This window comes from Stenomitos frigidus ULC18 (assembly GCF_003003795.1).
Lineage (GTDB): Bacteria > Cyanobacteriota > Cyanobacteriia > Leptolyngbyales > Leptolyngbyaceae > Stenomitos > Stenomitos frigidus_A.
The window spans coordinates 202,157-229,155 of the sequence record NZ_PVWK01000083.1 but is presented as its reverse complement, the minus strand read 5'-3'; the positions used below and the strand labels follow the sequence as shown (position 1 = coordinate 229,155).

Here is a 26,999-nt window from a genome sequence, read left to right as displayed (position 1 = left end):
GCTGCACCTCCAAATCGTTGAAATCGATACCTCCATCTAACTTTACATACCGGAGCTTTTCAAGCCTGATCTACTTACTTGAGTGCATCAACGAAGCCTCACTAGAGTCCTTTTTCAGTTTTTTAGAGGATGTGCGTTTGCTCAATGCAGCCTTAAAACAAAGCGATCGCTAACCGCTAATGGCTGAATTGTGCAGTGGTAAACCAACAAACTTCGGCAAGTAGCCTTTGTTTCTTCCTCTCTGAGTCGGAGCTGAGAGCGATAGAATAGGAAAGATTATTTTTTCCTGCCCCTATGCCTGATCGCGTCAACGGTTCCAAAAAAGCTAACGGTTCTAAGAAAGCGGTAGCTGAGTCGCATGACAGTCATCCTGCCAGTCATGCCATCGCTCAAAATACGATTCGCATCCGGGGAGCGCGTCAGCACAACCTGAAAGACATTGATCTGGAATTGCCCCGCGATCGCCTGATTGTTTTCACGGGCGTTTCGGGTTCGGGTAAGTCGTCGCTGGCGTTTGATACGATCTTTGCGGAAGGGCAGCGTCGCTATGTAGAATCGCTGAGCGCCTACGCCCGTCAGTTTTTGGGACAGGTGGACAAGCCGGATGTGGACGCGATCGAAGGCTTGAGTCCAGCCATCTCCATCGACCAGAAATCGACCTCCCACAATCCCCGATCGACCGTCGGCACCGTCACGGAGATTTACGATTACTTGCGGCTACTGTATGGGCGTGCAGGGATTCCCCATTGCCCTCATTGCGATCGCGCCATTTCGCCCCAGAGTATTGACCAGATGGTCGATCGAGTGATGGAACTCCCCGATCGCACTCGCTTTCAAGTGCTCGCACCTGTCGTGCGTGGCAAAAAAGGGACGCACAAGAAGCAGCTATCTAGCCTGGCCGCCGATGGCTTTGTGCGCGTGCGCATCAACGGTGAAGTACGAGAACTCAGCGACGCGATCGAATTGGACAAAAACCAGTCGCACACGATCGAGATTGTGGTCGATCGGTTGGTCAAAAAAGCTGGGCTTGAAGAACGCCTAACTGACTCCCTTGGTACCTGTCTGAAGCATTCTGGCGGTATTGCGGTGATTGACATTCTTCAGGAGGAGTCGAGAGTCAGGAGCCAGGAGTCAGGAGGGAATGTTGTCGAACTTCCTACAGGACAGTCTCTCCGTGCTGCCGAAAAAGGTGGCGATTATGGTGCTTCCGACTCCTCACCCCTCACCCCTCACCCCTCACCTCTAGTCTTCTCCGAAAACTTTGCCTGTCCCGAACACGGTGCAGTCATGGAAGAACTGTCGCCTCGCTTGTTTTCCTTTAATTCGCCCTATGGTGCCTGCCCTGCCTGTCATGGGTTAGGCAGCCACCGCAAGTTTTCGGCAGAGCTGGTGGTGCCGAATCCAGATTTGCCCGTCTATGCCGCGATCGCACCCTGGTCTGATAAAGACAACACGTACTACCTGTCTCTGCTCTGTAGCGTCGCAGCCGCGTTTGGGTTTGATATTCAAACACCCTGGAGTCAGCTAACGGATGAACAGCGCCATATCTTACTGCACGGGTCTAAAGAGGCAATTTGGATTGAAGTCGATTCTCGCTATCGTCAAAGCAAAGGCTACCAACGGCGCTATGAAGGAGCGCTGCCGCTGCTCGAAAAGCAATATCAAGAAGCTAATTCCGACGTTTACAAGCAAAAGCTAGAGCAATATCTCGTCGATCAACCGTGCGAAGATTGCAAAGGCAAGCGACTCAAGCCCGAAGCGCTGTCTGTCAAGTTGGGACAGTTCCGCATTGCTGATTTAACAGGGGTGTCCATTCGGGATTGCCTCAACCAGGTGAACAGCATTGAGCTAAGTCCACGACAGGCGCAGATTGCGGAGCTTGTCGTACGTGAAATCAAAGCCCGCCTGCAGTTTCTCCTAGATGTAGGGTTAGATTATCTCACTTTGAACCGGACTGCGATGACGCTGTCAGGTGGTGAGGCACAGCGCATCCGTCTGGCAACGCAGATTGGCTCTGGACTGACGGGAGTGCTCTATGTACTGGATGAGCCGAGTATTGGGCTACACCAGCGCGACAATGCCCGCCTGCTCAAGACCCTCCATCGGCTCCGCAACCTCGGCAACACGCTGATTGTGGTAGAGCACGATGAAGAAACCATTCGGGCAGCCGATTATGTCGTGGATATCGGGCCCGGTGCTGGGGTGCATGGTGGACGCATTGTGTCGCACGGCAGTCTGCAAGCCATGCTGGATGCTCCCGATTCTCTAACCGGAGCGTATCTATCGGGGCGACAGGTCATTACAACGCCTGCTCAACGCCGATCGGGCAATGGGCGCATGCTGAAAATCCGTAATGCGTATCGCAATAATCTGAAGCAGATTGATGTCGATATTCCCCTTGGCAAACTGGTCTCTGTGACAGGTGTGTCTGGTTCTGGCAAATCTACTCTCATTAACGAGTTGCTCTATCCATCGTTACAAAACCACTTTGGCAGCAAAACGCCACAGCCAAAGGAAATGGAGCCGATCGGTGGGTTAAGCGCGTTAGACAAGGCGATCGTCATTGACCAATCCCCGATCGGGCGCACTCCTCGTTCGAATCCTGCCACCTATACGGGCACCTTCGACATCGTTCGGGATGTCTTTGCGGAGACGATCGAAGCCAAAGCCAGAGGCTACAAGCCCGGTCAGTTCTCCTTCAACGTCAAAGGCGGACGCTGCGAGGCGTGTGGCGGTCAGGGCGTGAACGTGATTGAAATGAACTTTCTGCCGGATGTCTATGTCCAGTGCGAAGTGTGCAAAGGTGCTCGCTATAACCGTGAAACGCTACAGGTGAAGTTCAAGGGCAAGTCGATCGCTGATGTGTTGGCCATGACGGTCGATGAAGCGCTGGAGTTTTGCAAAAATATTCCTCAAGCAGCGGCGAAACTGCAAACGCTGGTGGATGTAGGTTTGGGCTACGTACGGCTGGGACAAACGGCACCGACGCTCTCTGGTGGGGAAGCACAACGGGTCAAGCTGGCAACGGAACTCTCCCGCCGTGCCACTGGTAAAACCCTGTACCTCATTGATGAGCCTACAACGGGACTCTCTTTCTACGATGTCCACAAGCTGTTGGATGTGCTGCAACGGCTTGTGGACAAGGGCAACACCGTTTTGGTCATTGAACATAACCTGGACGTAATCCGCTGCTCTGACTGGGTGATTGACCTGGGACCCGAAGGGGGCGATCGGGGTGGCGAAATCATTGCGGTTGGTACGCCCGAAGAGGTTGCCGAAAGCACGCACTCCTATACAGGAAAGTATCTCAAGCAGGTGTTGGAACAATACCCTCCTGTACCAGTCACCGCATGAGGCGAGCTCTCTAAAGCTTTGCTATCAGTACAACTAGTGCAGCGTCAAGACTAAGAATTAGGGTTGGCAATCTCTGAAATCCCTACCTAGCAAGCTTTCTCAAAGTAAGTCACCCTAAAATTAAACTGTGGCTCTGCACTAGTTTGTTTGATCGAACACTGGATGAATCATAGTATTGGTACCAAAAGGACGATCGGGCTTCACCAGAGGTGAAACCGTCAACACTCAGGTCCGCTTGCTTGGGTTTAGCGTGCGGGTAGGCGACTGACTGAGTTGAGACTTATTGGTAACTGACTGGGTTGGTAAGATGCAATCATGCAGCACAAGTGCCGACATCCTCGTTGGACTGCTAGCGACTAAAAACCTCAGCCGTATTTTTCATGACTCAAAGCGTTGAAATTATTTGCGTGGGCACCGAGCTCCTTCTGGGTGACATTCTCAACAGCAATGCGCAGTTTTTAGCGCAAGAGTTGGCGAAGCTTGGGATCGCTCACTACTATCAGACCGTTGTGGGAGACAATCCTGAGAGAATTAAAGGCGTTGTTAGGATTGCGCGCGATCGCTCCCAACTGCTGATCTTCACAGGCGGCTTGGGCCCCACACCGGATGACCTGACGCACGAAACCCTGGCAGACTGTTTTGGTGTCCCCCTCGTTGAGCATCCCGAAATCCTTGAAGACATCGCTCGTAAATTTGCCCAACGTGGACACATCCTCACTGCCAACAACCACAAGCAGGCCTCACTGCCTGAGGGCGCAGAGATACTGACAAACGACTCAGGTAGTGCCCCTGGTATTATTTGGCAACCGTTACCCGGACTCACTATTCTGACCTTTCCTGGTGTGCCCGCAGAAATGCAGCGGATGTGGCGAGAGGTTGCTGTACCGTATCTGCGGAGTCAGGGTTGGGGAAACACGACGATTTATAGCCGCACACTCAGGTTCTGGGGCATTTCCGAATCGGCGTTGGCAGAAAAGGTTAACTCGTTCTTCGACCTTCAGAATCCAACCGTTGCTCCCTATGTTAATCATGGTGAAGTGAAGCTACGAGTTTCTGCACGCGCTGATTCAACAGCAGCAGCACAGCAGTTGATTGCACCGATCGAACAACAGCTCCGCCAAATCGGTGGGCTGGATTGCTATGGTGCCAACGATGATTCCCTCGCGTCAGTGGTTGGTGCGCTGCTTAAAACAGCTCAAGCGACGCTTGCTGTTGCCGAATCCTGTACGGGCGGTGGTTTGGGTGCAAGCCTTACAGCAGTGCCCGGTAGCTCTAGCTATTTTTGGGGCGGCGTTATTTCCTACGACAACGCCATCAAAGTGCGGCTGTTGAATGTCGACGAACACGACTTGGCGGAACAGGGTGCCGTTAGCCACACCATCGCGAAACAAATGGCAGAGGGTGTACGATCGCGCCTTGGCACGACATGGGGTTTAAGTATCACGGGCATTGCTGGCCCAGATGGCGGTACAGCTGACAAACCTGTTGGCCTGGTTTATGTTGGTTTGGCTGGCCCCAACGGTGTACAGAGCTTTGAGCATCAGTTTGGGGCGCTGCGTGGACGCACCTGGATTCGCAATCTGAGCGCAGCGACCGCTCTGGATCATCTGAGACGACAATTGTTAATAAAATTGGAATAGTTAGATCGACTACTTGCTTATTTGCAACGTTTGATTAAGACTTAGAAAAGGCACTCATAATTTATGCAAATGGCACAGTTTCTTTCCGGACTGTTAACTAATTGATAAATTGGGTACAATCTTAGGTAAGTGACCAGGCTAAACCTGTCTTACTGTCACTGGTAAGAGGTGTGAGTAGCAGTTCAGCCATAGCGAAGGAGCGATCTGTTCAATGGATTACCTTGAAAAGGTGCTTGAGAAGGTTAAGGAATGGGCTCGCAAGCTGATCGAAGCGATCCTTGGTCCAGAGGCCCAGCCCGAAGGTGAGTTGATTCCAATCCCAGTGAAAGACTCTCAGCGTCGCTAACCCATTGCTTAGCAATCAGTTAGGAAGCTTGAATAGAGACTGGTTTGGACAAATTGCCACGTCTATTTGAAGGTAATTATCTGCAATTCTGTTTAGGATGCATATCTCAGCGCGATCGTTCTTTGACAGGCTGGCTGAGTTCGTGCGTTTTTAACTTTGTATTTCTTCGCATGCTCTGTTGGCTTTAGCTTTCCTAAGTGAGGGTCTAGTTAGTTTTAGAGGAATAAGGTCTTAGTCGTTTGCTTAGCATTCTGGTGATCCACGGACCAAACTTGAACTTGTTGGGTTTGAGAGAACCAGGCATTTATGGTTCTACGACCCTTGATTCGATCACTCGACAATTAAAGGAAACCGCTGACGCTCTCCAGGTGACGCTTTCATCGCTTCAGTCTAACCACGAGGGCGTTTTGGTCGATACGATTCACGCGGCACTAGGACAGCATCAGGGCATCGTCATTAATGCAGGAGCCTATACGCACACTAGCGTAGCGCTTCGAGACGCGATCGCTGGAGTCGCCATACCCACCGTCGAAGTGCACCTTAGCAACCTTTACCGCCGCGAGACGTTTCGCCATCACTCCTATATTGCACCCGTAGCGATCGGACAAATCAGTGGGTTCGGCGCTGACAGCTATCGCCTTGGGCTCTATGCGCTGGTTCACTATCTCAAGCAGGCTCAATAGGTAAGGGCTAATGCAGCAACCAGGTTATTGACGAGAAGACGTTGTGGTTTTCAGATGGTGCCCAGAAACTGAATTTATCTCAACGAACGGTCGACTGGCTGCAACCCGGACGAGTCACGGTAAACTGAGACAGTCGTTTTGATTGACGCTTGATGGCTACACTGCCTAACCATCGTCCGAAACAGCTTTCTCTCGGCCCACTAGAGACTGAGATTCTGCACATTGTCTGGGAACTCGGCACGGTGGCGGTCAAAGATGTCCACGATCGGATTCTGTCTGACCCAGAGCGTGAACTGGCATATACCTCAGTTACCACGATCCTGCAGCGTTTAACTCAAAAAGGATGGCTTTGCTGCGATCGCCAGAATCGCATTTATACCTGGCAGGCAATTGTCTCAAAGGAGCAAGCGCTGTCACTGCGAGCCTATGAGCAACTCAATCAATTTTTGGCCGTGGGCAATCCTGATGTGGTAGCAGCCTTTGCCGACAGTCTGGATCAAACGAGCGTGGATCAACTTGAAGCGATCGCCCAGAGACTCCGCGCTATTCGTAAAGCAAGGGAGGATCAGTGATGCACTTGACACTGCTGTTTTTCGGGCTGTCTTGCGCCTGGGGTCTGCGGTTGCTGGCAATGCGCACAGAGGGCACGCGTCAGGAACGCTGGAGACGATCGCTGGGACTCTTTCTTTTCCCGCCACTACTTTTGCTCATGACTGCTGTGGCGTTGGTTTGCATGGGGCCACAGGGGCAAATGGTGCGCTGGTGGGAAGGTTGGTTTAGTTACTTCCTAGCGGTAGGCTTTCTCGCCTCCGCAGGAGTGATGCTGTTCAAGCTGATGATGGAAGGGCGGCGATCGCTCCATCAGGTGCGCACCTATCCGCAGATAGTCTTGAAAGGACAGCCTAGCCGTCTGTTGGCAACACCGATTCCGTTCATTGCGCAGGTTGGTTTTTGGCAATCGGAACTGGTGCTTAGTCAGGGCTTGATTGATACGTTCAGCGCTGACCACTTAGACGCTGTGCTCACTCATGAGCAAGCCCACGCCTACTACCGCGACACCTTCTGGTTCTTCTGGCTGGGCTGGTTGCGGCGTCTCAGTGCCTGGTTGCCACAAACGGAAGCGCTATGGCAAGAACTGCTGCTGCTACGGGAACGTCGGGCCGATCGTTGGGCCGCTCAAACCGTTGATACATTGCTACTCGCCGAAGCGCTGGTGCAGATGGTGAAAGCGCCAGAACTCTATGCTGAGACGATTTGCGCCGCGTTTAGTAGCGCCACACCGCGCAATCGGTTGGAGGAACGCATTGATGCGTTGCTGTCATCGCAGGAATCGTTGCAGCCCTCCAATCCCTGGGTTTGGGCTTGGATGCTGCTGGTGTGTTTGCCTCTAATGACGGTGCCCTTTCATTATTAGCTCGACTTTGGCCAATGACGTCGCCTCGCTAACGTCGATCGCAACAGCGCCCAGTGGTAAAGCTTCAGGGTGTTGTCGATGAAATGGATACTCTCAGCGATGAGCTTCATGCTTACTTGAACAAGTAAACAGGTGAGCAAATCGCTAACGCTAAAGTTGTGTTGTAGTTGAGGTAACTGATAAAGGTTGGGTGAATTTGGATAGGCTGCTTGCGTGTTGAGAAGCAAAGTAGTGGGAGGAGCGTTTAACGAGTACTCCTTTTGTTGTAAGGTTCTGTGGGTCAATTACTTAGACTCTCACAACAACTTTATATTTGTTGCTTATTTTTTTGCCTTGACAGAGCATAGAGCTTACGGATACGTCTTAGGAACCGTAAGCTCTATGCCGTCGAACAATGTCAGTCTTAATTTACAACAAGACTTAGTTTTCCGGAATCCACTGAGTGGACAGAATGCCATCTGGCTGATGCATGGCACCACCCTAGACGTGGGGCGATATACAACACCCGTACCTGATGCCAATTGGTCACTGGTTGGAACCGGTGATTTCAACGGCGACTTCAACTCTGACCTGGTATGGCGTAACAAGGCAACCGGTCAGAATGGCATCTGGCTGATGCATGATACCACTCTAGCCAGCAGCATATACACGACCCCAGTGGCGGATCTGAACTGGCAGATCGTGGGTACAGGCGACTTTAATAACGATGGCAACTCTGACCTGGTGTGGCGTAACAAGGCAACCGGTCAGAATGGCATCTGGCTGATGAACGGCACGACTCTAGCCACTGGTGTGTATACGACCCCAGTGGCGGATCAAAACTGGCAGATTGTGAGTACGGGTGACTTCAACAAGGACGGCAACTCTGACCTGGTATGGCGTAACCAAGCCACGGGTCAGAATGGCATCTGGCTGATGAACGGCACGACTCTAGCCACTGGTGTGTATACGACCCCAGTGGCGGATCAAAACTGGCAGATTGTGAGTACGGGTGACTTCAACAAGGACGGCAACTCTGACCTGGTATGGCGTAACCAAGCCACGGGTCAGAATGGCATCTGGCTGATGAACGGCACGACTCTAGCCACTGGTGTGTATACGACCCCAGTGGCGGATCAAAACTGGCAGATTGTGAGTACAGGTAACTTTAATTACGGTTTCGGCTGTGATCTGGTGTGGCGCAATGGGGCAACAGGGGAAAATGCCATCTGGCTGATGAGCGGCACGTCCCTGGCCAGCGGCGTCTACACCAACGCAGTGCAAAACCCAAACTGGCACATTCAAGCCGTAGGTGACTTCAACCATGACAGCAACTCTGACTTAGTGTGGCGCAATGGAGCAACAGGGGAAAATGTCATCTGGTTGATGAACGGCACCTCCCTGTCCAGCGGCGTGTATACTACCCCAGTAGGGGATTTGAACTGGCAGATTGTCGGCAGCGGCAGTTTTTCCCTCTTCGCTCCAGCCGTTAATTACGCGGCAGGAAACTTTCCTTATGGTCTTAATGCCAGTGATTTCAATGGCGATGGCAAACTCGACGTAGCCGTGACCAATCGTAGCACCGACACAGTTTCGGTGTTGTTGGGGAATGGGAATGGCACCTTCCCAACAGCAGTGGACTACTTTGTGGGAAACAATCCTCGCGGTGTCATTACAGGTGATTTCAATGGCGATGCTAAAACAGATTTAGCCGTAACGAATGGTGGCTATGCTCGTGACCAGGTTTCAGTGTTGCTGGGGAACGGCAATGGTACGTTTCAAACAGCCGCCAGCTATGCCGTGGGAAGCCTTCCCCTTGATATCACTGCAGGCGATTTGAATGGCGATGGCAAACTCGACCTGGCAGTAACGAATGCGTCCTCTGGCACCGTTTCAGTGTTGCTGGGGAAGGGCAATGGCACTTTCCAAACGGCGCTGAATTACACAGTAGGGAAAGATCCATTGGGTCTCAGTGTGGGTGATTTCAATGGGGATACGCAACTCGATTTGGTAGTAGCGAATAATGGTTCCAACACAATTTCGGTGTTGCTAAATCAGGCATAATAGGGTCAGTGTAGGACGATCGCACATCGTCTTCCATTTCAAATGCCGCGATCGCGCGCTTTAAATCGCAGGCGTTTGAACGTAAGAGCACCCGATCGCGCAACCGTTACTCTAAAAGGCTGATCATCGTAGTGTGAACATGTGGCACGAAACTGTGCAGCAGGTTGGTTTTGTGTCGCAAGAGTCTGTCTAATACGTCATAAGCTCCCAAGAATTTTTGCACCATAGGAGATCAGACGTGTGAAGACATTTTCTGAAGCGGTTGCTGCCGGTAAAGTAAGCACGGCTGCAGCCTGGGAAATTTTCGATAGTCTCGATCGCGTCGATGTCAACTTCATGCTTGGCTCCTGGAAAGGTGCGAGCTTCCCGACGGATCATCCACTTGATGGTGTACTTGAGGCTTACCACTGGCACGGCAAGCGGCTCGATGACGCTGAGCATGTCCAGCCGCTCGTGTTCAAAACGATGAGTGGCGGCACGACGAGCATTGATCCAGTCTGGATGCTGCCAATAGTCCGTTGGCTCGATCGCCTGCCCATTCCAAAGTCGGAGGCTGTAGGACGCGTTTTTCAGATGGCCCTGCCGTTGTTTGCCACTAATCGATCGTGTGCACGTCTTCGCTTGACCAACTATCGTGGCAAAGAGAGTGCGACGATGATTTATGATGCTCTACCGATCAACGACATTTTTCGCAAGGTTGATGCCAATACGGTGTTTAGCGTCATGGATTTAAAGGGCATGGAACAACCATTCTTCTTCATGTTGCAGCGTGAGTAGAGCGGGGGTTAACAATCTTTTTACACCAGTCGTCTAAAATGGAAAACCTGGCTTTTACGGCAGCCGTTCGCGCCACTTCTTTGGATTTTGAGAGCAGTGGAAGACTGCATAAATGATCACTGTGTAATCCAAATGCTCGTAAAAAACAACGTAGGGGAAACGTCGAACTGTAGCCCTCCGATAGCTCTCGTGAACGACCAGATACATTTCTGGATTTCGTCTGATGAAGTGAATACAAGCATCAACGCACCGCAGGAATTCTTCACCTAAGCCAGGTTCCTGCGTTTCGTACCAACTATAAGCCTCAGCCGCATCTCGTTCTGCTGATGGCAAAATAATCAGATTTCTAAGCACCATTGTGTTGGTTACGAATCCGTTCTTTAGCTTCCTCCCATGAACTGCCTGAGTCTGGGTTCTGCAAATAAGCGGCTTTTCGTCTGGCAAGCTCTTCTTTCTGCCAGTCAAGCACAGGAATCTGCTCTGGAACGGAGGCGATGCTATCCCACAAGTCTTCTACAAGCTGCAATTTTTCTGAGAGGGGTAGCTCAAAGACCTGAGTAAACTCTGCGCTCATGTTGACCTCACCGAGAAATTGATGATGCTCTGAGTTTAGCATTGAGACTACTGATACCTGCCAGGCGTGAGTTGAAGCTGGTCAGCGTATTTGACCAAAGTAAGCGATCGCGCTACTTCATCCATCTGCGATCGCGCTCTATCCGATCGCAGACAATTTGAACGGTAAGAGGTGGGAGAGCGACGTATAACATTAGTGTTCAAAAAAGGATTAAGTTGGGTTTCCTGTCGTTGATACAATTTTAAAAATGATGATCTACAGTACAATTGCCACCACAGGAATCTTTAATGGAAGACGTTGATGACTATCTCTGTTAATAAGCAAAGGCTTCTCACTCAAAATTACAATGAACTGATACTGGTTTTCTAGAAGCAGCCAAAACATCTAATCATAAAGTCCTTAAGATGATTCTTTGTCCTATATCAATCCGCATCGAAAAATTTAATGGGCAGTTCAGATTTTCAGAATCAACTCAAATCAGAGAGATCTCAAACAGTGAGCTCAATCAGTATTTTGGAGTAGATGCTCCACAATTTAACGATGATGATCAAATTACAGGATATACACAATTCCAAGGAATCGACGGAAGACAAAGAAACACTATTTGGACATCTTTACCTAAAGGTCTTCTGGCAAGCCAGGTAGATGAATATCCTCCTCCGAAATACGTGATCGAATCTTCTAACGATGAAGAGATCAGAAAAATGATCACAGCTCTTCATATCATTACGAGGGGCAGTTTTGTGTGCCCCATCGGTATCGAAACTTTAAGCAAGACTGAGGAGACAATCCATTTCTATCCTCCATTCAACTTTACCTTTGAACTCCCGTGTAAACTTAGTAATCATGACTTAAGCAAGTCTCAAGAATTGTTCTCAAGATTAATGAAAAATAAACAAGATCATGGTCTTGAGATTCTGTTAAAGAGACTACTAAGGTGTTGCGATATCGATCAGTCTCGTGAAATTAGAATGATTGATGCCGTTAGCATCATTGAAAGTATAGTGTGTGGAAATCATAAAACAGAGATGACATTTCGATTCTCGTTAAATTCTTCATTCTTATTAAACAAAGCTGGAGTTCAGGTTCCCTTCTCAGAAATGAAAGTCTTTTACGATACCAGATCTAATTTAGCTCATGGGGGACATGATAAAAAGCTAGCGTCCGATAGCATTAAATGGACGGAAGCAATTGATAAAATACTGAATTATATGAAAGTAGTTCTTAAAGAGTATATTGATCATGACGTGGACGGTAAAAAAATTGAAAAGGAACTTTTGTCAAAGTTGAATATACCGTCATAACGATTAGTTGGTCGCACTCTGCCCTAGAGCAACAGGGAATCAATCTAAGAATCTTGTGTCTGAAGTTGAATTTCCCTTCCTGGTACGTATTTATTTTCGATTGCCAACACGTTCACCCAAAACACTCACCTATCAGCGCCTTCTTCAATTATTGAATTTGAAGCTATGGGCTGAGGGCAATCGCCTATTCCTACTCCGGTAAGTTGTCTGGGTCAACACCGAGCGATCGAATATATCCTGCAAGTCGTTCCGCCCGTTGATGTTCTGCTTCAGTGCGCTGGCGTTCCACCTCTGTGCGCTGGCGTTCCGCAGTGAGTTGATCTTGCATTGCTTGCATTTGCTGCTCTGGCATGGGATACGCCTGTCCCTGGGCATTGTGCCAGAGCAACACCTCTTGTTGAATACCGCCAATGGTCTGTTGACCACGCCCCAAACCCAAACCCACTTCTGGCATCCAGTACGGTTCACCGATTTGCGATCGATAGGTTTCTCCTTCTAGGCGATAGACCTCAAAAGGTTGATGGCGATCGCGCTGCCAAAACTCTGGGTTATAGACCACGTAGTAGAGTACCCCTAACCGGGCATAGAGTTCGAGCTTTTCGTCATACTCGTCATTCGGACGGTGGGAAACCATCTCTAACGCCAGGATAGGCGGGGTGTTATTTTCCTCCCAGGTGGCGTAGCTGCGGCGCGACTTGCCCCCTTTTTTGCGCTCAACACCAAGACTCAGAAAAGCATCCGGCACCACAGGCACCTTCGGGCTAACCCCGGTGGTATGATACACCGCCATATCCACCCCAAAATACCAATCCATGCGGTCTGACCAGAGCAGCGCCAGGGAAAACAGCAGTAGGTTGGGCAGTAAGTTCTGATCCTCGTTATCCACAGGCGTATCATCAGAGCACGGTAGCTCTTCGGTGCTGGGTAGAATGGTGTCAAGCGGTTGTGAAACCATAGGAATAGTAAGGATTCCCGACATTGTCTATTGTAATGTAGCGATCGCGGACGCATCGTTCATCGACACCTGGTCGCTCCTATACCTGGAAGGGCGATTTGACAATACGTGTCATACCTGTGGCTCAGCTTTCAGCGATCGCTAACACCTTCACCAAAAACGCCCATTTATCAGCGCTTTCTTCGATGATTTTGGCAGTGGGTTTGCCTGCTCCGTGTCCCGCTTTCGTTTCAATGCGGATCATGACGGGGGCATCGCCTTTGTGGGCAGCTTGCAGAGCAGCAGCAAATTTGAAGCTGTGGGCAGGCACCACGCGATCGTCGTGGTCGGCAGTCGTAATGAGCGTGGCGGGATAGGCCGTGCCCGGTTTGAGATTGTGCAGTGGGGAGTAGCCGTAAAGCACTTTGAACTCGTCAGCATTTTCGGGTGTGCCGTATTCCGAGATCCACGCCCAGCCGATCGTGAATTTGTGGAACCGCAGCATATCCATCACGCCAACGGCTGGTAGGGCGGCACCAAAGAGATCGGGGCGTTGAGTCATGCAGGCACCGACGAGTAAGCCGCCATTACTGCCGCCTGCGATCGCCAGCTTTTTCGCTGATGTGTATTTGTGATCGATTAACCACTCCGCAGCACCGATAAAATCATCAAACACATTTTGCTTTTTCAGCTTGGTGCCTGCCTGATGCCAGTCTTCGCCATATTCACCGCCACCCCGCAGGCTTGGCTGCGCAAAGATGCCGCCCATCTCTAGCCAAACCAGAGAGCTAACCGAGAAACTGGGCGTGAGGGAAATGCCGAAGCCACCATAGCCGTAAAGGTAGGTGGGACTTGTCCCATCCAGCACCAGTCCTCTTTTGTGGACGATGAACATGGGAATCTGCGTACCGTCTTTGCTGGCGTAGAAGACTTGCTTCGTTTCGTAATCGTCCGGGTTGAAGTCTACGTTCGGTTGACGGAAGACATAGCTTTTGTTGTTCACCAAATCGTAGCGGTAGATGGTCGCGGGTGTAGTGAAACTGGTAAAGCTGTAGAACGTTTCGGTATCATGGCGTTTGCCGCCGAAGCCACCCACGGAGCCAAGACCCGGAAACTCAACGTCGCGGACGGGTGTACCGTTCAGGTCAAAGAGCTTCACCTGACTGTGAGCATCTTTCAGGTAAGACACCACAAACTGATTGTTGAGAATGCCCACGCCTTCAAGGGTTTCGGCGGCTTGAGGAATCACTTCTTGCCAGTGGGCACGATCGGGCTGTTTCGTATCGATCGCAATCACGCGACTGCGCGGTGCCTCCAGATCGGTGCTGAACCAGAAGCGATCGCCCTCATTATCAATAAAGCTGTAGCTGGCTTCAAAGGTGTTAATAAGTTCGACGATCGGCGCATTCGGCACGGACAGATCCTTGTAGAACACCAGATTGCGTGGATCAGTACCCAGCCAAACAGAAATGATTAAGAAGCGTCCATCTTCACTCACGCCACCGCCAAAGCCCCAATCTTTCTGGTCGGGACGTTCGTAAATCAGCGTATCGTCGCTCTGGGGTGTGCCAAGGCGATGGTAGTAGAGTTTCTGGAAATAGTTAACGTCTTCGTGCTTCGACTTTTCCTTCGGTTCGTCGTAGCGAGAGTAGAAAAAGCCCTTGCCGTCGTGCGTCCAGGACGCACCAGAGAATTTGACCCACTGCACGCGATCGTCCAAATCCTTCCCTGTCTCGACCGTCCGTACCTTCCATTCTTGCCAGTCAGAACCAGATGTAGACAATCCGTAGGCGAGGGACTGCCCATCTTCACTTACAGACAATCCTGACAGTGCAACCGTACCGTCTTCAGACAAGGTGTTTGGGTCGAGCAAAACTACAGGCTCATCGTCCAGAGACTTCAACGTGTAGAGAACGCTCTGATTTTGCAGACCATCGTTTTTAAAGTAGAAGTAGCGGTCACCTTGCTTAAACGGAATGCCGTACTTTTCGTAGTTCCACAATTCAGTGAGGCGTTGCTTGAGGCGATCGCGCGCGGGAATTTGCTCCAGCAGTCCAAACGTCAGCTTGTTCTCAGCCTCAACCCAGGTTTTTGTTTCGTCAGAATCCGGATCTTCGAGCCAACGATACGGGTCTGCAACGCGTGTACCGTGGTAGTCATCGACCTGATTTGCCTGACGGGGTTGAGGATACACAAACGTTTGGTTGGGGTCAGTCATGGCAGCGGATAAGGAGCAACTTTGTCCATAGTGACAGATCAAACCGAAGAGCGCGATCGCAACCACCAACAAAATGCACTTTTTTGCAAACAATTTCATAGACGTTTTCAGGCCAATGCGACGTGATTGTGTCGGTTGCTTAGCCTATCAAATCAGGCCTTAAACTCGATCGCCGGATAGTGCCATTGAGGAAAGGATGGAGGAAAGACGCTGCTTTTGGGCTGCCATCATCTTTTCCCAAATAGGACTACCTGGCTACGATAGGGCTTTCTGGTGTCCTTTTTAGAAGGCATCAAAAAAAATTGATGGGACATTGGTGCAGGGTTATGGCTTTGAGAGTTGCCTTTTAAAAGCGTTTTGCGTTTCTTGTTTGCTGCAGGCTAGGGCTTTGCAAATTCACGACGCATCCCAGGCTCAGCAACGCCCACTCGTACGTCTACTGTTAAATAAAGACATAATTAAAGCTGATGCTGACTCTATCTTCATCGCTTAAATTGGGCTCGACTCCATGCTTCAGCCAGCTTGGAAAGATTAGCATCAGCCCTTCTTCTGCCGCATGGGCGATCGCATCCGCAGTATAAGCGGTAAAGTTTGATACCAGCGGTTTATAAAACGTCTTGGCGCTGCGAGGATCGTAGAACATCAACTGACCCGAATCATGTGGCGTTTTCACATAATAGACCCCGCTAAAAAGGCAATTAGCGTGATCATGAATCTTATTGCTGGCGTATTGAGGGTTGACATTCGCCCAACAATTAGCCGCTTTAACTTGAATATCACCATAGCCAACTGCTTGAGCAACCTCTAAGATCGCTGCATCAACGATTGCCTTCAGTGGCTTGATGGCATCCAATTCAAATAAATTACTTTTACTATGCCAACCCAAGACGTTCGATGCCGAAGCGCCTTGATCCTGTTGCTTGAGTTGATAAATGGTCTCTAAAAGTTGCTGGTTAAGCGAGGTATAGTCTGTGATGTTAAACGCAAATAATGCAGTCGGAAACAGGTGATGACGATTTGCTGTCCAGCGGGCCTCGTTCATGGCGTCACCTATAGTTTGTCTGCAACTTTTTTGAGGTGAATTGAGAAATTGTGAATTGAGAAAGTGAACGCGGTTGTCTTGCGATCTCAACGTTATTGACAACGACTCGATCGCAAAACAACCCCGCCTCTATCAATGACAACAACGGTGGCTCAGCCACTACACGCTGACGGCTGACGGCTGACGGCTAAACAGCTTCAAGATGCGTTCTGCCATTTGGGGTGGCGTGAGGCCGAGAGCGGCTTTCGACTCGTCAGGGGTGGCATGGTCAACTAGCTGATCGGGTACCCCAATGCGGGTAAGCGGTACAGCAATGTCGGCATCCAGCAGCGCTTCCGCGATCGCAGACCCAAAGCCGCCGGGGAGACAGCCTTCTTCCAGCGTTACAACACGACCGATTTTTTGCGCCAACGGCAGGATGAGTTCGGTATCCAGCGGTTTGGCAAAACGGGCGTTGATGACGGTTGCCTGAATGCCATGTTCGCTGAGGATCTCGGCCACCTGCATGGAGGGGTAGACCATCGAACCGTAGCCCAGCAGCAGTACATCATCACCATGACGGAGAATTTCACCTTTGCCGATCGGCAGGGGTTCCCAGCCTTCTTCCATCAAGGGCGCACCGTAGCCGTTGCCACGTGGATAGCGGAGGGCGATCGGCCCCGTATGCTCAATGCCGGTTACGATCATGCGCTGGAGTTCGGCTTCGTCCTTAGGAGCCATCAGCACCATATTCGGGATGCAACGCAGGTAGGCGATATCGTACATACCCTGATGAGTGGGGCCATCAGAGCCAACAATGCCCGCGCGATCGATGCAAAAGAAGACGTGCAGGTTCTGAATACAGACATCGTGAATAATCTGGTCAAACGCGCGTTGTAGGAAGGTGGAATAGATCGTGGCGACCGGACGCATCCCTTCACATGCCATCCCAGCTGCCAACGTGACGGCATGCTGTTCGGCAATACCGACATCAATGTATTGGTCGGGCAACTGCTTCTGCAAAATGTCTAGACCTGTGCCCGTTGCCATCGCAGCCGTGATACCAATGACTCTGCGATCGTTCTCAGCAATCTTTGTCAGCGTATCGCCAAACACTTTGGAATAGCTAGGTGGCTTGGGCTTGTTAGAAGGAGCCGCTTTTCCCGTGGCGAGGTTGAACGGCGACTGAGCATGATAGCCGACCTGATCCTTCTCAGCGATCTCGTAGCCCTTGCCTTTGGTCGTTGCCACGTGCACCAACACGGGACCAGGATGCTTGTGCGCCTGTTGAAAGGTTGTAATCAGTTCTTGCAGGTTATGACCATCGATCGGCCCCACATAGGTAAAGCCCAATTCTTCGAACACAGCACCCACTTTGGGCACTGCCAGCCGCTTCATGCCTTCCTTCACGCGACCAATTTCTGGAGCGAGGGATTCGCCGACGAAGGGCAAATGCTTGAACTGCTCTTCCAAATTCTCAGAAATAAACTGTACAGGTGCACTCAGCCGCATTTTGTTGAGATAACGGGGAATAGCGCCGACGTTCGGTGAAATCGACATTTCGTTATCGTTCAGCACGACCAATAAATTAGTCTTGGGTAAATGCCCTGCGTGATTGATTGCTTCTAATGCCATACCACCCGTCAAGGCGCCATCACCAATCACGGCGACCACTTTGTAATCTTCGCCCTGCATATCGCGAGCCAGTGCCATCCCCAGCGCTGAAGAGATGCTGGTAGACGCATGACCGGCTCCAAAATGGTCAAATTTGCTTTCGCAGCGCTTGAGATAACCCGCAATGCCGTCTTTCTGCCGCAGGGTGTGAAAGCGGGCATAGCGCCCGGTGATGAGCTTGTGGGGGTAGGCCTGATGCCCCACATCCCAGGTAACTTTGTCGCGATCGAGATCCAGGGTTTGATATAGTGCTAGCGTCAGTTCCACAACGCCTAAGCCAGGTCCTAAATGCCCACCGCTGGCAGCGACTGTTTGCAAGTGCTTCTCACGAATTTGGCGAGCCATTTGCTGGAGCTGATAGATCGACAGACCGTGCAACTGGTTGGGGTGAGTTAATTCACTCAGATGCATACCGGGGTATCCTTTGGACTGCTAAACGGACTCGTATACCTTTATCACTGTAGTAGATTCAGGTTAGTGAAGTTGATGACAGAATTGTAATGTTTGCGGCAAGTCCTCCCGTTTTGGGTGGTAACTCAGCGTAGAAAGCTTGTTATTATGCAAACGATCACCCTCCAAGCTCCTAAACCTGTGAAAGCTCAAATCTGTCAGCCAAAGTCTCAGTCTCGTGTCACGTTGGTTAGCGGCCTTGCCGGCATCAGTGTTGTAGCAGGGCTGGTTGCAGTCGTGTTGCCCGTTCCGGCGATCGCTGCCAACGATTACGAGCGTTGTACCGCCGACCTGTTAGGCGCCAAAATTTCGTCCGAAGAAGCCGCATCGGCTTGCTCTAGAGCCTTTTTTCCACGAGACCTCTCGGCGTGCGTGAGCCAACTGAGTGGCAACACCTTTGCTCCCGCTGATGCGCTGAATGCCTGCCGTCAGGTGCGACGACCCAGAGATCTGGCGACTTGCGTAGTCGATATTCGACGTGAGATTAGCGATAGCACTGCCGCTGATGTGCTCGACAGTTGCCGCCGCAGTTTATTGCCCACACGATATTCAGATTGCGTGGTCGGGCTGAATCAAGCCGCTAAACTCCCGTCTGCCAAAGCGCTGGATTCATGCATTGATGCCAGCGCTTTTCCACGCGAGGTTGATCCAACCTTTTTGCCCTTCACCCCATCCGGTGGCGTTAACGTGACACCTCAAACAGGAAGCACAACGCCGTCCGTGAGCCCGACAACAGCGCCAACGGCTGTACCGAGTCCGACACCGTCTTCCCCTGCACCTGCCACACAGTCTGAACCGATTCCTCAACGCAATTAAGGGCTTGCGAGCAAACAAACAGTAACCTAGCGTAGGGGCATTGCGGTGCAATGATCTAGCAATAATTTGCGTTGAATAATTACGTTCTTTCTGCGCCTGCCTCTAGCTGATTTTGCAGCATGGAACGGCCATGAGCAAAATCAGTCAAGTAATCGTAAAATTGGCTCGGTCTCAAAGCAGAGGACAGATTGCCCTCTGTTTTTGAGTTTTTAGATGCTTTAAAGTGAACGTCCTTACTCATTCATATTTTTGTAAGTGGCAACGGCGGATGGTGAGATGCGGTTGAGGTAGCGGAAGATCCAATATTTGAAAATGGTGTCTAAGATAACAGGAAAGGTTGCAATAAACAGAAAGATAAAATCACGATTGGCTGGTAAACCCCAATGGTTAGACAACCCTTCCAACAAGACCTCCCAGCCATGAGGAGAGTGAAAGCCAACAAAGGTATCTGTTAGTAGAATAATGACAAAGGCTTTTGCGCTATCACTTAAGCCGTAAACAGTGTCATCAATAAATGACTTGAGCACCGCCACTTCGCGACGGCTAACGAGTAAGACGATCGCAAACGCAGCGACTGAAAACAAATCAGCAAAGATGTTTTTAATTGCACCAGAGCTCGCATGACTGTATTCCAGTTTGATTTCTTCGGCTCTCTCCTTTAACTTGCCTTCAATCAGCTCTTCTTGCTCTGCCTTGGTAAATGTTTTGTTTGCTTCACCCGTCGCTTTTCCCTCTCCAACAGCGGCTTCTCCAACTGCCGACTCACCACCTGCACGATCGCCACCCACTTCACTAGTCAAGCTGGGTGCTTTGCCTAACAAAAAGTCGAACTCAAGCCGTTCTTTGAAGGTTTGCAGTTCTTTGAGCGCTTCTTCTTGTAGCTCAAAATTAAGAAAGGGTTCTGTTACAGCAGGCGATCGGAAGGAGTCCACAATGGGGCCAACGATCAACGCCTTCGAGATTTGCTCTGTGAGCAACGGCACTGCAATGAGAATCAGCATAAAGCGAATGGCTGTTTGCGTTTTCGCCTTCGTGCTCCGAAAGCTTCTTACCACCTGCTGCTCAGAGTTGGGGTCTAAATCTCGCTTGATGCGACCAATGGTGCTGGCGATCGTCCGCGGTAGCACACCTGACTTATCGAAGATGCCCTCATCTTCCGGCACCGATTCTGATTGATAGAGCTGATCGATTGTTTGACCGTTACTCAAGCGTTGACTGCCAGTGTTGGCATTGGAGCGCAGCGTCAACTGAGATTTATCACTGGGTGTTAATTGAACCTTACCATTTTGTTCGACGGGTACAAGCGACAGCGATTCTGACTGTTGGGCTTGATATCTTGCGAGTACTTCATCGATAAACTTAAGCTTTTCTAAAATAATGGCCGATCGTTCTTTATTCGCTAGCGATGCTGGACCTTGGAGTGCATTTCCAGAGGCATCAGTCGTATTGAAAACAAAGCGGCTTGCCTTAAATTCTGAGAGACGGAGTGTTGCGATCTTGAGGCATTTTCTGAGTTCTTCCTGAAAAACCGCATTTGAATTGGTGCCGTATTTGTCAGTACTGACCGAGATGGGGTTGCCGTCAAAATGTTCATCTTCGACCGACTTAATCATCAAGGTCGCTGCATAGGCCTGATCGAGTGCCCGTTCTGGCGTTTGCTCATACCACTGCCTTGCAGCAAGTAGTGACTGCTTCAGCCTGGTCCAAATTGTTGTTTGCATGACACGAATAAGTGCAGAATGATGCTGAGCCTTTAGTGCTGACGATCAAGATTTGGTAGCCTGGAGCCATACGGCAAGACTCAAGCGCAAAGCGTTAACGTCAAGTGGGCTTAGTAATAGTAACAAAATCAGCTGAGAGCAATTAGTGAATGGTGAACCGATTTGGGTTGTAGGCGCCACGCGCAGCGGCAAAACGGCCTTTTTGGTCAGCCAGTTTCGCGCTTGGGCGCAATCTGGTGCGAGAAGCTTTGGAGATCTTACTAGAGATTCTGGCAGAACTCTAGAGCTACGGCAATCGACGCCGACGCAAGGTGCCGCAGCGGCACTCCCACGGCCTCTCATGCAGCCCGCTGACGCAAGTATGCCGGGAGTACTGGTTTTGACCGCGATCGGCGATAACCGCATTGACTTGCTCGATCGCCTGACTGCCGCGACTCAAAGTAAGGTGCCTTTACACTCCACCACGCCGCTGGGCTTTTTTCAGGAAGAAGTCATGCTGTTCTGGTCGCTGCTCATTCAACAGCTTGACCTGAAAGCGCAGTTTCCCATCCGGCTGTCCCCCGAAAATGAGCAAGCACTGGCAGCGCAACTCTGGCAAGCTGACCTCGATCGCACGATCGGGCAGCAGGCAGGCACTACGGAAGTCCGGTTAGTACGTCGATTGCTGGACTTGCTGCAACTGGCGGCACTGGCTGGTATTCCCCTGGCGGATATCCCCGTCATGCTAGAGCAAGGACTGGCTGGGCAGGGAGACCAACTGCCGTTGCCTGATGCCGATGTGGGCGAGCTGCTGCAACGCTGGCAGCGCTGGTGTTTGGAAGGCGGTCTACTGACGTACGGCATCATTGCCGAACTGTACTGGCAGTACTTGTTGCCAAACCCGACCTATCAGCGACATCTAGCGCAACGCTATCAAATTGTGTTGGCGGACGATGTCGATGAATACCCTGCGATCGCCCGAACGCTTTTTGATGTTTTGCTCGATGCTGGAGCCACCGGCCTCTTTACCTACAATCCTGATGGCGCTGTGCGTCTAGGTTTGGGAGCCGATCCCGCTTATTTGGCAGGGTTGGCAGACCGTTGCCGGATTGAAACGCTGTCGGCACGATCCGTTCCCGCGCTGGGCAATGACTTGGGTGATGCGATCGTGGCGTTGGTGACAGACCCCATTTTCTTCGCCAGTTTGCCCGAATCGATCCAGGCGATCCAGACAACTTCCCGTGCCCAACTGCTGCGTCGCACGGCTGAGGTAATTGTAGACGCCGTGCAGACCAAGCAACTACAGCCCCGTGACATTGCTGTGATTGCTCCTGGTGTTGACGCGATCGCCCGCTATAGCCTGACCGAAATCCTCACCAAACACCAGATTCCCGTCGAATCTCTGAACGATCAGCGTCCCCTCACCAGTTCACCTATTATTCGTGCGTTGCTGACGTTATTAACTCTGGTCTATCCCGGTTTAGGGCGGTTAGTCGATCGGGATGCTGTGGCAGAAATGTTGGTGGTGTTAAGTCAGCAGTCAGCAGTCAGCGGTCAGCAGTCAGCGGTCAGCAGTCAGCGGTCAGCAGTCAGCAGTCAGCAAGCAGAACCCACTCAACACTCAACCCTTGAAACTCAAAACTCCCCTTTATCCTTTATCCTTCATCCTTCATCCTTCTCGATCGATCCTGTTCGTGCTGGGTTGCTCGCTGACTACTGCTTTGTACCGCACCCCGATCGTCCCCGTTTGTTACCTGCAACCACGTTTCCTCGATGGGATCGACTGGGCTATCAGGCGAGTAATGCGTATCAGGCGATCGTGCAGTGGATTGAAGCGCAGCAGGGACAGTTAGAGCAACGCTTAATTCCCAATGCAGTGTCGTTGCTCGATCGGGCCATTCAGCACTTTTTGTTTGGCGGTGGCTCCTTGCCGTTTGAGCAGTTGTCGGCCTTGCGTCAGCTCATTGAGGCGGCTCAGCATTACTGGGAAGTGGATGGCAGATTGCGCCGCAGTCAGCGGTTCGATGCTCCGGCTTACATGACGGTGAGTCGCTTTATTCAGCTGTTGCAGAGTGGTACGGTCACTGCGAACCCCTATCCTGTTCGCCCGATCGGCCCAAATAGTAATGCGGTGCTATTGGCAAATGTGTTTCAGTATCGTTCCAGTCGCCGTGCTCATCGCTGGCAGTTCTGGATGGATGCTGGTTCACCACGCTGGTTGAGCGGCGTCGATTCACTCTTTGGGGCGCCACTATTCCTGCAAGGCTGGTCGGGACGTGCCTGGACTGCGGCCGATATGATGGATGCGAATGAACGTCGATTGCGTCGCATTTTGCTCGATCTGCTTGGTCGTACCGAAGAACGGGTTTACCTCTGCCACAGCGATTTAGCCACGAATGGGCAGGAGCAAACAGGCGTTTTGCTTTCATTAGTGAATGCTGCGCTACCGCTGGATACTGTTTCACTCACGGCTGCGCTTTGAAGTATTACAGATATCAAAGTAGGGGACAAGACCTTGCGCCCCTACGTGAGATTGTCTTCCTATTGTTTGGAGCCTATTGTTTGGAGGGATATACGGTATCACCAGTCTCCCGATCGAACGCAAAGAGCTGATCGAAATCTAGCCCCAGCAAAAGCCGATCGCCGACATGAGGGCATTGGGTTGGATGGCACTGAAAGGCTATCGCTTGTTGCGGCGAGCGCTCCGTCGCTGGCACATTGGCGCGCACGGCAACCTCTCGTCCGAGTGGTTCAACCACGCTGATCTCTACCGTCAGATGGCCTGTATCAGGAGTGATGTGAACGTGCTCTGGACGCACGCCTAGATCGTAGAGCCGTCCCGCGATCGGCTGAAGGTGGTCTCGTAATAGCTCTGAACAGGGTACCGTCTGTCCATTAATTTGAAATGCGGTGCCATCGTAAACGGCAGACAGAATATTCATCGGTGGACTGCCCAAAAACGTCGCAATCATGCGATTCGCAGGCTGAGCGTAAATCGTTTGGGGGGCACCGATCTGCTGAATCCTTCCCTGGTCTAGCACGACAATCTGATCGGCCAACGTCATCGCTTCCACTTGATCATGGGTGACATAAATGGTTGTAATGCCCACCTGCTGGTGAAGGCGTTTCAGCTCAGCGCGAGTCTCATCCCGCAGTTGGGCATCGAGATTCGACAACGGTTCATCCAGCAAGAAGACTTGCGGTTGACGAGCGATCGCCCGACCTAACGCCACTCGCTGTTGCTGTCCTCCCGACAACTGACCCGGTTTGCGATCGAGCAGATGGTCGATCGCCAGCATTTGTGCGACCGTTTCGACCCGTTCCTGTGTGGCCTTCGCATCTACCCGTCGCATTTGCAGCCCAAAAGCAAGGTTTTCGGCCACGGTCATGTGCGGGTAGAGCGCGTAGTTTTGAAACACCATTGCCACATCGCGTTGACGGGCTGGAATTTGGTTCACAAGGCGATCGCCAATGTACAAGTCACCCGATGTTGCGGCTTCTAGCCCTGCGATCGTGCGGAGGATGGTGGATTTCCCACAGCCAGAGGGGCCAACCAGCACCCAAAAGGCCCCATCAGGCACTTCAAAGGTAATGTCTGCAATGCCTGCGTTGCTCGTTTCACGAGTCGCATTGCTCCTGACAAACTGCCGCGTAATTCTCTCTAGCCGAACCTTTGCCATGTATCAGTAGAAAAATTATTAGCAAATACGACAGATCAAACTGCCGCTGAAACTACCATCGCATTTAATAAACTTCATCATGCGTTCCGATATCGAGCAGAACGATGACTTCGCTATTCGTTTCAGTATCCTGATTCAATGGAGAAGACGATACGACAGTCATAGCCACAAGAGCAAGACTGAAGACCGTCTAGTTTACCGCTTAGCTTATGAGTGCCAAGGGTTGGGGCAAACACGTCTGCCTCCATCTGCTGGAGGGTATCTTCGATGCGTTGCTGAAGAGCAGCCTTTCGTTTGACAACACTGCGGAATGCTCGTTTGAATTTCGGCGTCAGAACCAGCAGTCTCATGCGTCTGGTTCATTTAAAGACTGGCGCAATGCTGCAATCACATTGTTGGCGGATTGGTGCTGAAATTTACCTGCATGAAAATCAGCCAATGTTTGTTTGGCGTTCGTGGCGATTTCCAGACGACGACTTTCGTGATGGCGGTTTTTCAGAATTTTGATCAGCATTTCCTGCTCTTCGTAGGATAGCTGTAAAGCAGTTTCGAGCACTTGGTCTAGAGTATTCATGGAATATAGACTTTGTGGGCACGCAAATTGCAATCGCTTGTGAAGTTGCAAGAAACCGGGTTGCTGGACGAAACCTAGAGACTCAAGCAATGCCTGCGCATTAGGAAGCCCAGTTTCTGCGTAAATCCTATTAATATTTGCATTCTACACTGAGAATCCCATTCGCTTATGGCGTGGAACCGCTACAGACGCTGCCAGTCATGATAATCTGTCACAGGGTTGCCTGGCTCTGATTCTAAAGGCTCGTTTAGCGTCAGGTTCCTCATGTAAACTAGCAATGCTGTGGTAACTCGCTTAACCCGAAAACGTTCCCAGCACCGTACCGTCGAGGCAACACTTCATGGCTATCGTAGACTCCAAAGGTCGCTTATTTGGCAAGGTCAGCATTTTAGATATTGGTGCTGCCCTGGTGATTCTGTTGGTGATTGTGGGTGTTCTGCTGCCCAGCCTGACGGGTGCCCAGCTTAGCTCCAACGTCAAGCCTGTAGAGGTCGATGTGGTCATTCGAAGCGTTGGCTCACAAGACCCTAAGACACTGCTCAAAGAAGGGGATAAAACCAGCCTGATCATCCGGAATCAGCCCTTCGGCGATATCAAAATCAAAGCTGTGAAAGAGTTGCCCCGGAATGTGGCAGTGCCTCAGCCCAATGGCACCCTCAAAGCCTTGCCTGACCCTCGCCCCGAAGCGGCTCTTACAAAGGATTTCCTCGTGACGGTTGCGGGTGATGCCAACATGACCAAGAATGGTCCGCTGCTGGGCAACAACAAAATTAAAACGGGTACCAAGATTGAGCTTGAAGGGTTTACCTACGACTTTTCAGACCTTTATGTGATTGATGTTCGTGTGGGCGCGTAGCTGACGAACGCTACGTCAGCAAGTCCACTACTTTAGCAAGTCCAGGAATCTGCGGATCAGGGCGATCGACACGGCTGGTAGTTCCAACTGAGGGGTTAACCCAACATCATCGATGACTTGCAGGGCGCGAATGGCCTGCGGATTGAGTGCCGCCAGTCGATGGCCGATTTCTGGTTCGGTGAACTGCGATCGCTTGCCCCAGATGATGGCTGTTGGCACCGTGAGCTGAGCGATGTAGAGTGCCAGATCAAAGGATAAATCTCCCCGCACAAAGGATAGTGCTGCGTACTCGGCGTTTGGCTGTTGGGCAGATTCTAGATACGCTTCGACAATTTCGGGGAAGATGCGATCGGCTTTTGCAAACTGTCGCTGTTCGAGAAAGTTGCGGATGCCCCAACTAGCAGCGATACCTGTGCTGTAAAGGACGCGATCGAGCACTGGCGTACTGACCAGTTGAGCAAAGAAGGAGCGTGTATAGTCTTTGCCAAAGTCAGACAGTCCCGCTGGTGCAGTCAAAATTAGGGCTCTGAACAATTCTGGGCGGGCGATCGCAGCTCGAATGACGATCGCTGCTGTCAACGAGGATGCTACGACTGTCACCGCACCATCACAGGTTTGTTCCAGAAATTCAATGATCGTTGTGATGTAGTCATCGACTTTGTATTGCCGCTCTGGGTGCTCCGATCGTCCCCAACCAATCAAATCGGGTGCCAGAATGCGATACTCTGACGCAAACGCAGGGTAGACTTTTGACCATTCGTATGCCGAAGAACCACCACCAAAGCCGTGAAGAAAGACGAGGGTGGGCAAGTTAGCGCGATCGTCTGTTACCCAGGGCGATATGTCCGCCGTGTAGTAAACCATCGTGCCGAGTGTTGTGACAATGGAATGTTGGTCAAAACCAGGTGGAAGAAACATGAGCGGTATATGAGGAGGCATGG

24 protein-coding genes are annotated in these 26,999 nt (G+C 51.1%); 12 read left to right on the top strand and 12 right to left on the bottom strand.

Annotated elements, in window-relative coordinates:
• Positions 1-294 precede the first annotated feature (294 nt).
• The 8 genes from uvrA (at position 295) to C7B82_RS15170 (ending at position 10,257) form a co-directional block, all read left to right on the top strand.
• A complete protein-coding gene (gene uvrA / locus C7B82_RS15205; protein ID WP_106257118.1) occupies positions 295-3,354 on the top strand; it encodes an excinuclease ABC subunit UvrA in 3,060 nt (1,019 codons plus the stop codon).
• 380 nt (positions 3,355-3,734) lie between these two features.
• Positions 3,735-4,994: a competence/damage-inducible protein A gene (locus tag C7B82_RS15200; protein WP_106257117.1), complete on the top strand. Its 1,260-nt coding sequence runs from the start codon at positions 3,735-3,737 to the stop codon at positions 4,992-4,994.
• 211 nt (positions 4,995-5,205) lie between these two features.
• Positions 5,206-5,340, top strand: a complete 135-nt coding sequence (locus tag C7B82_RS34300; protein ID WP_281258983.1) for a hypothetical protein — start codon at positions 5,206-5,208, stop codon at positions 5,338-5,340.
• Between the two features lie 239 nt (positions 5,341-5,579).
• Positions 5,580-6,023 carry a type II 3-dehydroquinate dehydratase gene (aroQ, locus tag C7B82_RS15195; protein ID WP_106257116.1) on the top strand — a complete coding sequence of 148 codons (444 nt, stop codon included), beginning with the start codon at positions 5,580-5,582 and terminating at the stop codon, positions 6,021-6,023.
• Positions 6,024-6,175: 152 nt separating this feature from the next.
• Complete coding sequence (locus C7B82_RS15190) at positions 6,176-6,595, top strand: BlaI/MecI/CopY family transcriptional regulator (RefSeq protein ID WP_106257115.1); 420 nt, start codon at positions 6,176-6,178, stop codon at positions 6,593-6,595.
• Positions 6,595-7,437, top strand: a complete 843-nt coding sequence (locus C7B82_RS15185; RefSeq protein ID WP_106257114.1) for a M56 family metallopeptidase — start codon at positions 6,595-6,597, stop codon at positions 7,435-7,437. The genes C7B82_RS15190 and C7B82_RS15185 overlap by 1 nt, the downstream gene beginning before the upstream one ends.
• Positions 7,438-7,818: 381 nt before the next feature.
• Entirely contained in the window at positions 7,819-9,480 is a 1,662-nt protein-coding gene (locus tag C7B82_RS15175; protein ID WP_106257112.1) for an FG-GAP repeat domain-containing protein, read from the top strand.
• 240 nt (positions 9,481-9,720) lie between these two features.
• Positions 9,721-10,257, top strand: a complete 537-nt coding sequence (locus tag C7B82_RS15170; protein ID WP_245939908.1) for a DUF4334 domain-containing protein — start codon at positions 9,721-9,723, stop codon at positions 10,255-10,257.
• A 54-nt stretch (positions 10,258-10,311) separates the two neighbouring features.
• Here C7B82_RS15170 and C7B82_RS15165 read toward each other — a convergent pair whose 3' ends face one another.
• From C7B82_RS15165 to C7B82_RS32345, 3 genes are read right to left on the bottom strand one after another with little or no spacing between them, the layout of a single operon-like run.
• Positions 10,312-10,614, bottom strand: a complete 303-nt coding sequence (locus C7B82_RS15165) for a type II toxin-antitoxin system RelE/ParE family toxin (protein ID WP_245939907.1) — start codon at positions 10,612-10,614, stop codon at positions 10,312-10,314.
• A complete protein-coding gene (locus C7B82_RS15160) occupies positions 10,604-10,831 on the bottom strand; it encodes an addiction module protein (protein ID WP_106257140.1) in 228 nt (75 codons plus the stop codon). Before C7B82_RS15160 ends, C7B82_RS15165 begins: the two co-directional genes overlap by 11 nt.
• A 47-nt stretch (positions 10,832-10,878) precedes the next feature.
• The gene (locus tag C7B82_RS32345) at positions 10,879-11,034 is read right to left on the bottom strand and encodes a hypothetical protein (RefSeq protein WP_181357507.1); all 156 of its coding nucleotides are present in this window, start codon (positions 11,032-11,034) and stop codon (positions 10,879-10,881) included.
• Between the two features lie 201 nt (positions 11,035-11,235).
• On the opposite strand from C7B82_RS32345, the gene C7B82_RS15155 reads away from it, so the two are divergent.
• On the top strand, positions 11,236-12,135 hold the full coding sequence (locus C7B82_RS15155) for a hypothetical protein (RefSeq protein WP_106257111.1): 900 nt from the start codon (positions 11,236-11,238) through the stop codon (positions 12,133-12,135).
• Positions 12,136-12,325: 190 nt separating this feature from the next.
• On the opposite strand, the gene C7B82_RS15150 is transcribed toward C7B82_RS15155, so the two are convergent.
• The 4 genes from C7B82_RS15150 to dxs form a co-directional block, all read right to left on the bottom strand.
• Entirely contained in the window at positions 12,326-13,090 is a 765-nt protein-coding gene (locus tag C7B82_RS15150; RefSeq protein WP_106257110.1) for a Uma2 family endonuclease, read from the bottom strand.
• 124 nt (positions 13,091-13,214) lie between these two features.
• Entirely contained in the window at positions 13,215-15,386 is a 2,172-nt protein-coding gene (locus C7B82_RS15145; protein ID WP_339375193.1) for a prolyl oligopeptidase family serine peptidase, read from the bottom strand.
• A gap of 343 nt (positions 15,387-15,729) precedes the next feature.
• Positions 15,730-16,329 (bottom strand): TIGR02466 family protein, encoded by a 600-nt coding sequence (locus tag C7B82_RS15140; protein WP_106257109.1) that lies wholly within the window; start codon positions 16,327-16,329, stop codon positions 15,730-15,732.
• Positions 16,330-16,488: 159 nt separating this feature from the next.
• Positions 16,489-18,393 (bottom strand): 1-deoxy-D-xylulose-5-phosphate synthase, encoded by a 1,905-nt coding sequence (dxs, locus tag C7B82_RS15135; RefSeq protein ID WP_106257108.1) that lies wholly within the window; start codon positions 18,391-18,393, stop codon positions 16,489-16,491.
• Positions 18,394-18,540: 147 nt separating this feature from the next.
• Between dxs and C7B82_RS15130 the strand changes: the two genes are divergently transcribed.
• Complete coding sequence (locus C7B82_RS15130) at positions 18,541-19,248, top strand: hypothetical protein (RefSeq protein ID WP_106257107.1); 708 nt, start codon at positions 18,541-18,543, stop codon at positions 19,246-19,248.
• A 233-nt stretch (positions 19,249-19,481) separates the two neighbouring features.
• Here C7B82_RS15130 and C7B82_RS15125 read toward each other — a convergent pair whose 3' ends face one another.
• On the bottom strand, positions 19,482-20,969 hold the full coding sequence (locus C7B82_RS15125) for a proton extrusion protein PcxA (protein WP_106257106.1): 1,488 nt from the start codon (positions 20,967-20,969) through the stop codon (positions 19,482-19,484).
• Between the two features lie 145 nt (positions 20,970-21,114).
• Between C7B82_RS15125 and C7B82_RS15120 the strand changes: the two genes are divergently transcribed.
• A complete protein-coding gene (locus tag C7B82_RS15120; RefSeq protein ID WP_106257105.1) occupies positions 21,115-23,430 on the top strand; it encodes a hypothetical protein in 2,316 nt (771 codons plus the stop codon).
• A 73-nt stretch (positions 23,431-23,503) separates the two neighbouring features.
• On the opposite strand, the gene C7B82_RS15115 is transcribed toward C7B82_RS15120, so the two are convergent.
• The 3 genes from C7B82_RS15115 to C7B82_RS15105 all read right to left on the bottom strand — a co-directional run bounded on the left by C7B82_RS15115 (position 23,504) and on the right by C7B82_RS15105 (position 25,202).
• Entirely contained in the window at positions 23,504-24,628 is a 1,125-nt protein-coding gene (locus C7B82_RS15115) for an ABC transporter ATP-binding protein (protein WP_106257104.1), read from the bottom strand.
• A gap of 122 nt (positions 24,629-24,750) precedes the next feature.
• Positions 24,751-24,978, bottom strand: coding sequence for a type II toxin-antitoxin system RelE/ParE family toxin (locus C7B82_RS15110; protein ID WP_219904433.1), 228 nt, complete (start codon positions 24,976-24,978; stop codon positions 24,751-24,753).
• Positions 24,975-25,202, bottom strand: a complete 228-nt coding sequence (locus C7B82_RS15105) for a hypothetical protein (protein WP_106257103.1) — start codon at positions 25,200-25,202, stop codon at positions 24,975-24,977. Before C7B82_RS15105 ends, C7B82_RS15110 begins: the two co-directional genes overlap by 4 nt.
• A 340-nt stretch (positions 25,203-25,542) precedes the next feature.
• Between C7B82_RS15105 and C7B82_RS15100 the strand changes: the two genes are divergently transcribed.
• Entirely contained in the window at positions 25,543-26,058 is a 516-nt protein-coding gene (locus tag C7B82_RS15100; RefSeq protein WP_106257102.1) for a DUF4330 domain-containing protein, read from the top strand.
• A 27-nt stretch (positions 26,059-26,085) separates the two neighbouring features.
• On the opposite strand, the gene C7B82_RS15095 is transcribed toward C7B82_RS15100, so the two are convergent.
• Complete coding sequence (locus tag C7B82_RS15095; protein ID WP_106257101.1) at positions 26,086-26,976, bottom strand: alpha/beta fold hydrolase; 891 nt, start codon at positions 26,974-26,976, stop codon at positions 26,086-26,088.
• Positions 26,977-26,999 lie beyond the last annotated feature (23 nt).

Bases quoted from the DNA above. Each gene is read 5' to 3' on its own strand.
- C7B82_RS15160 (WP_106257140.1), bottom strand. From the start codon at position 10,831: ATGAGCGCAGAGTTTACTCAGGTCTTTGAGCTACCCCTCTCAGAAAAA.
- uvrA (WP_106257118.1), top strand. From the start codon at position 295: ATGCCTGATCGCGTCAACGGTTCCAAAAAAGCTAACGGTTCTAAGAAA.
- C7B82_RS15105 (WP_106257103.1), bottom strand. From the start codon at position 25,202: ATGAATACTCTAGACCAAGTGCTCGAAACTGCTTTACAGCTATCCTAC.
- C7B82_RS15110 (WP_219904433.1), bottom strand. From the start codon at position 24,978: ATGAGACTGCTGGTTCTGACGCCGAAATTCAAACGAGCATTCCGCAGT.
- C7B82_RS15115 (WP_106257104.1), bottom strand. From the start codon at position 24,628: ATGGCAAAGGTTCGGCTAGAGAGAATTACGCGGCAGTTTGTCAGGAGC.
- dxs (WP_106257108.1), bottom strand. From the start codon at position 18,393: ATGCATCTGAGTGAATTAACTCACCCCAACCAGTTGCACGGTCTGTCG.
- C7B82_RS15185 (WP_106257114.1), top strand. From the start codon at position 6,595: ATGCACTTGACACTGCTGTTTTTCGGGCTGTCTTGCGCCTGGGGTCTG.
- C7B82_RS15155 (WP_106257111.1), top strand. From the start codon at position 11,236: ATGATTCTTTGTCCTATATCAATCCGCATCGAAAAATTTAATGGGCAG.
- C7B82_RS15175 (WP_106257112.1), top strand. From the start codon at position 7,819: ATGCCGTCGAACAATGTCAGTCTTAATTTACAACAAGACTTAGTTTTC.
- C7B82_RS15200 (WP_106257117.1), top strand. From the start codon at position 3,735: ATGACTCAAAGCGTTGAAATTATTTGCGTGGGCACCGAGCTCCTTCTG.
- C7B82_RS15140 (WP_106257109.1), bottom strand. From the start codon at position 16,329: ATGAACGAGGCCCGCTGGACAGCAAATCGTCATCACCTGTTTCCGACT.
- C7B82_RS15150 (WP_106257110.1), bottom strand. From the start codon at position 13,090: ATGGTTTCACAACCGCTTGACACCATTCTACCCAGCACCGAAGAGCTA.
- C7B82_RS15190 (WP_106257115.1), top strand. From the start codon at position 6,176: ATGGCTACACTGCCTAACCATCGTCCGAAACAGCTTTCTCTCGGCCCA.
- C7B82_RS34300 (WP_281258983.1), top strand. From the start codon at position 5,206: ATGGATTACCTTGAAAAGGTGCTTGAGAAGGTTAAGGAATGGGCTCGC.
- C7B82_RS15125 (WP_106257106.1), bottom strand. From the start codon at position 20,969: ATGCAAACAACAATTTGGACCAGGCTGAAGCAGTCACTACTTGCTGCA.
- C7B82_RS15145 (WP_339375193.1), bottom strand. From the start codon at position 15,386: ATGAAATTGTTTGCAAAAAAGTGCATTTTGTTGGTGGTTGCGATCGCG.
- C7B82_RS15095 (WP_106257101.1), bottom strand. From the start codon at position 26,976: ATGTTTCTTCCACCTGGTTTTGACCAACATTCCATTGTCACAACACTC.
- C7B82_RS15100 (WP_106257102.1), top strand. From the start codon at position 25,543: ATGGCTATCGTAGACTCCAAAGGTCGCTTATTTGGCAAGGTCAGCATT.
- C7B82_RS15165 (WP_245939907.1), bottom strand. From the start codon at position 10,614: ATGGTGCTTAGAAATCTGATTATTTTGCCATCAGCAGAACGAGATGCG.
- C7B82_RS15130 (WP_106257107.1), top strand. From the start codon at position 18,541: ATGCAAACGATCACCCTCCAAGCTCCTAAACCTGTGAAAGCTCAAATC.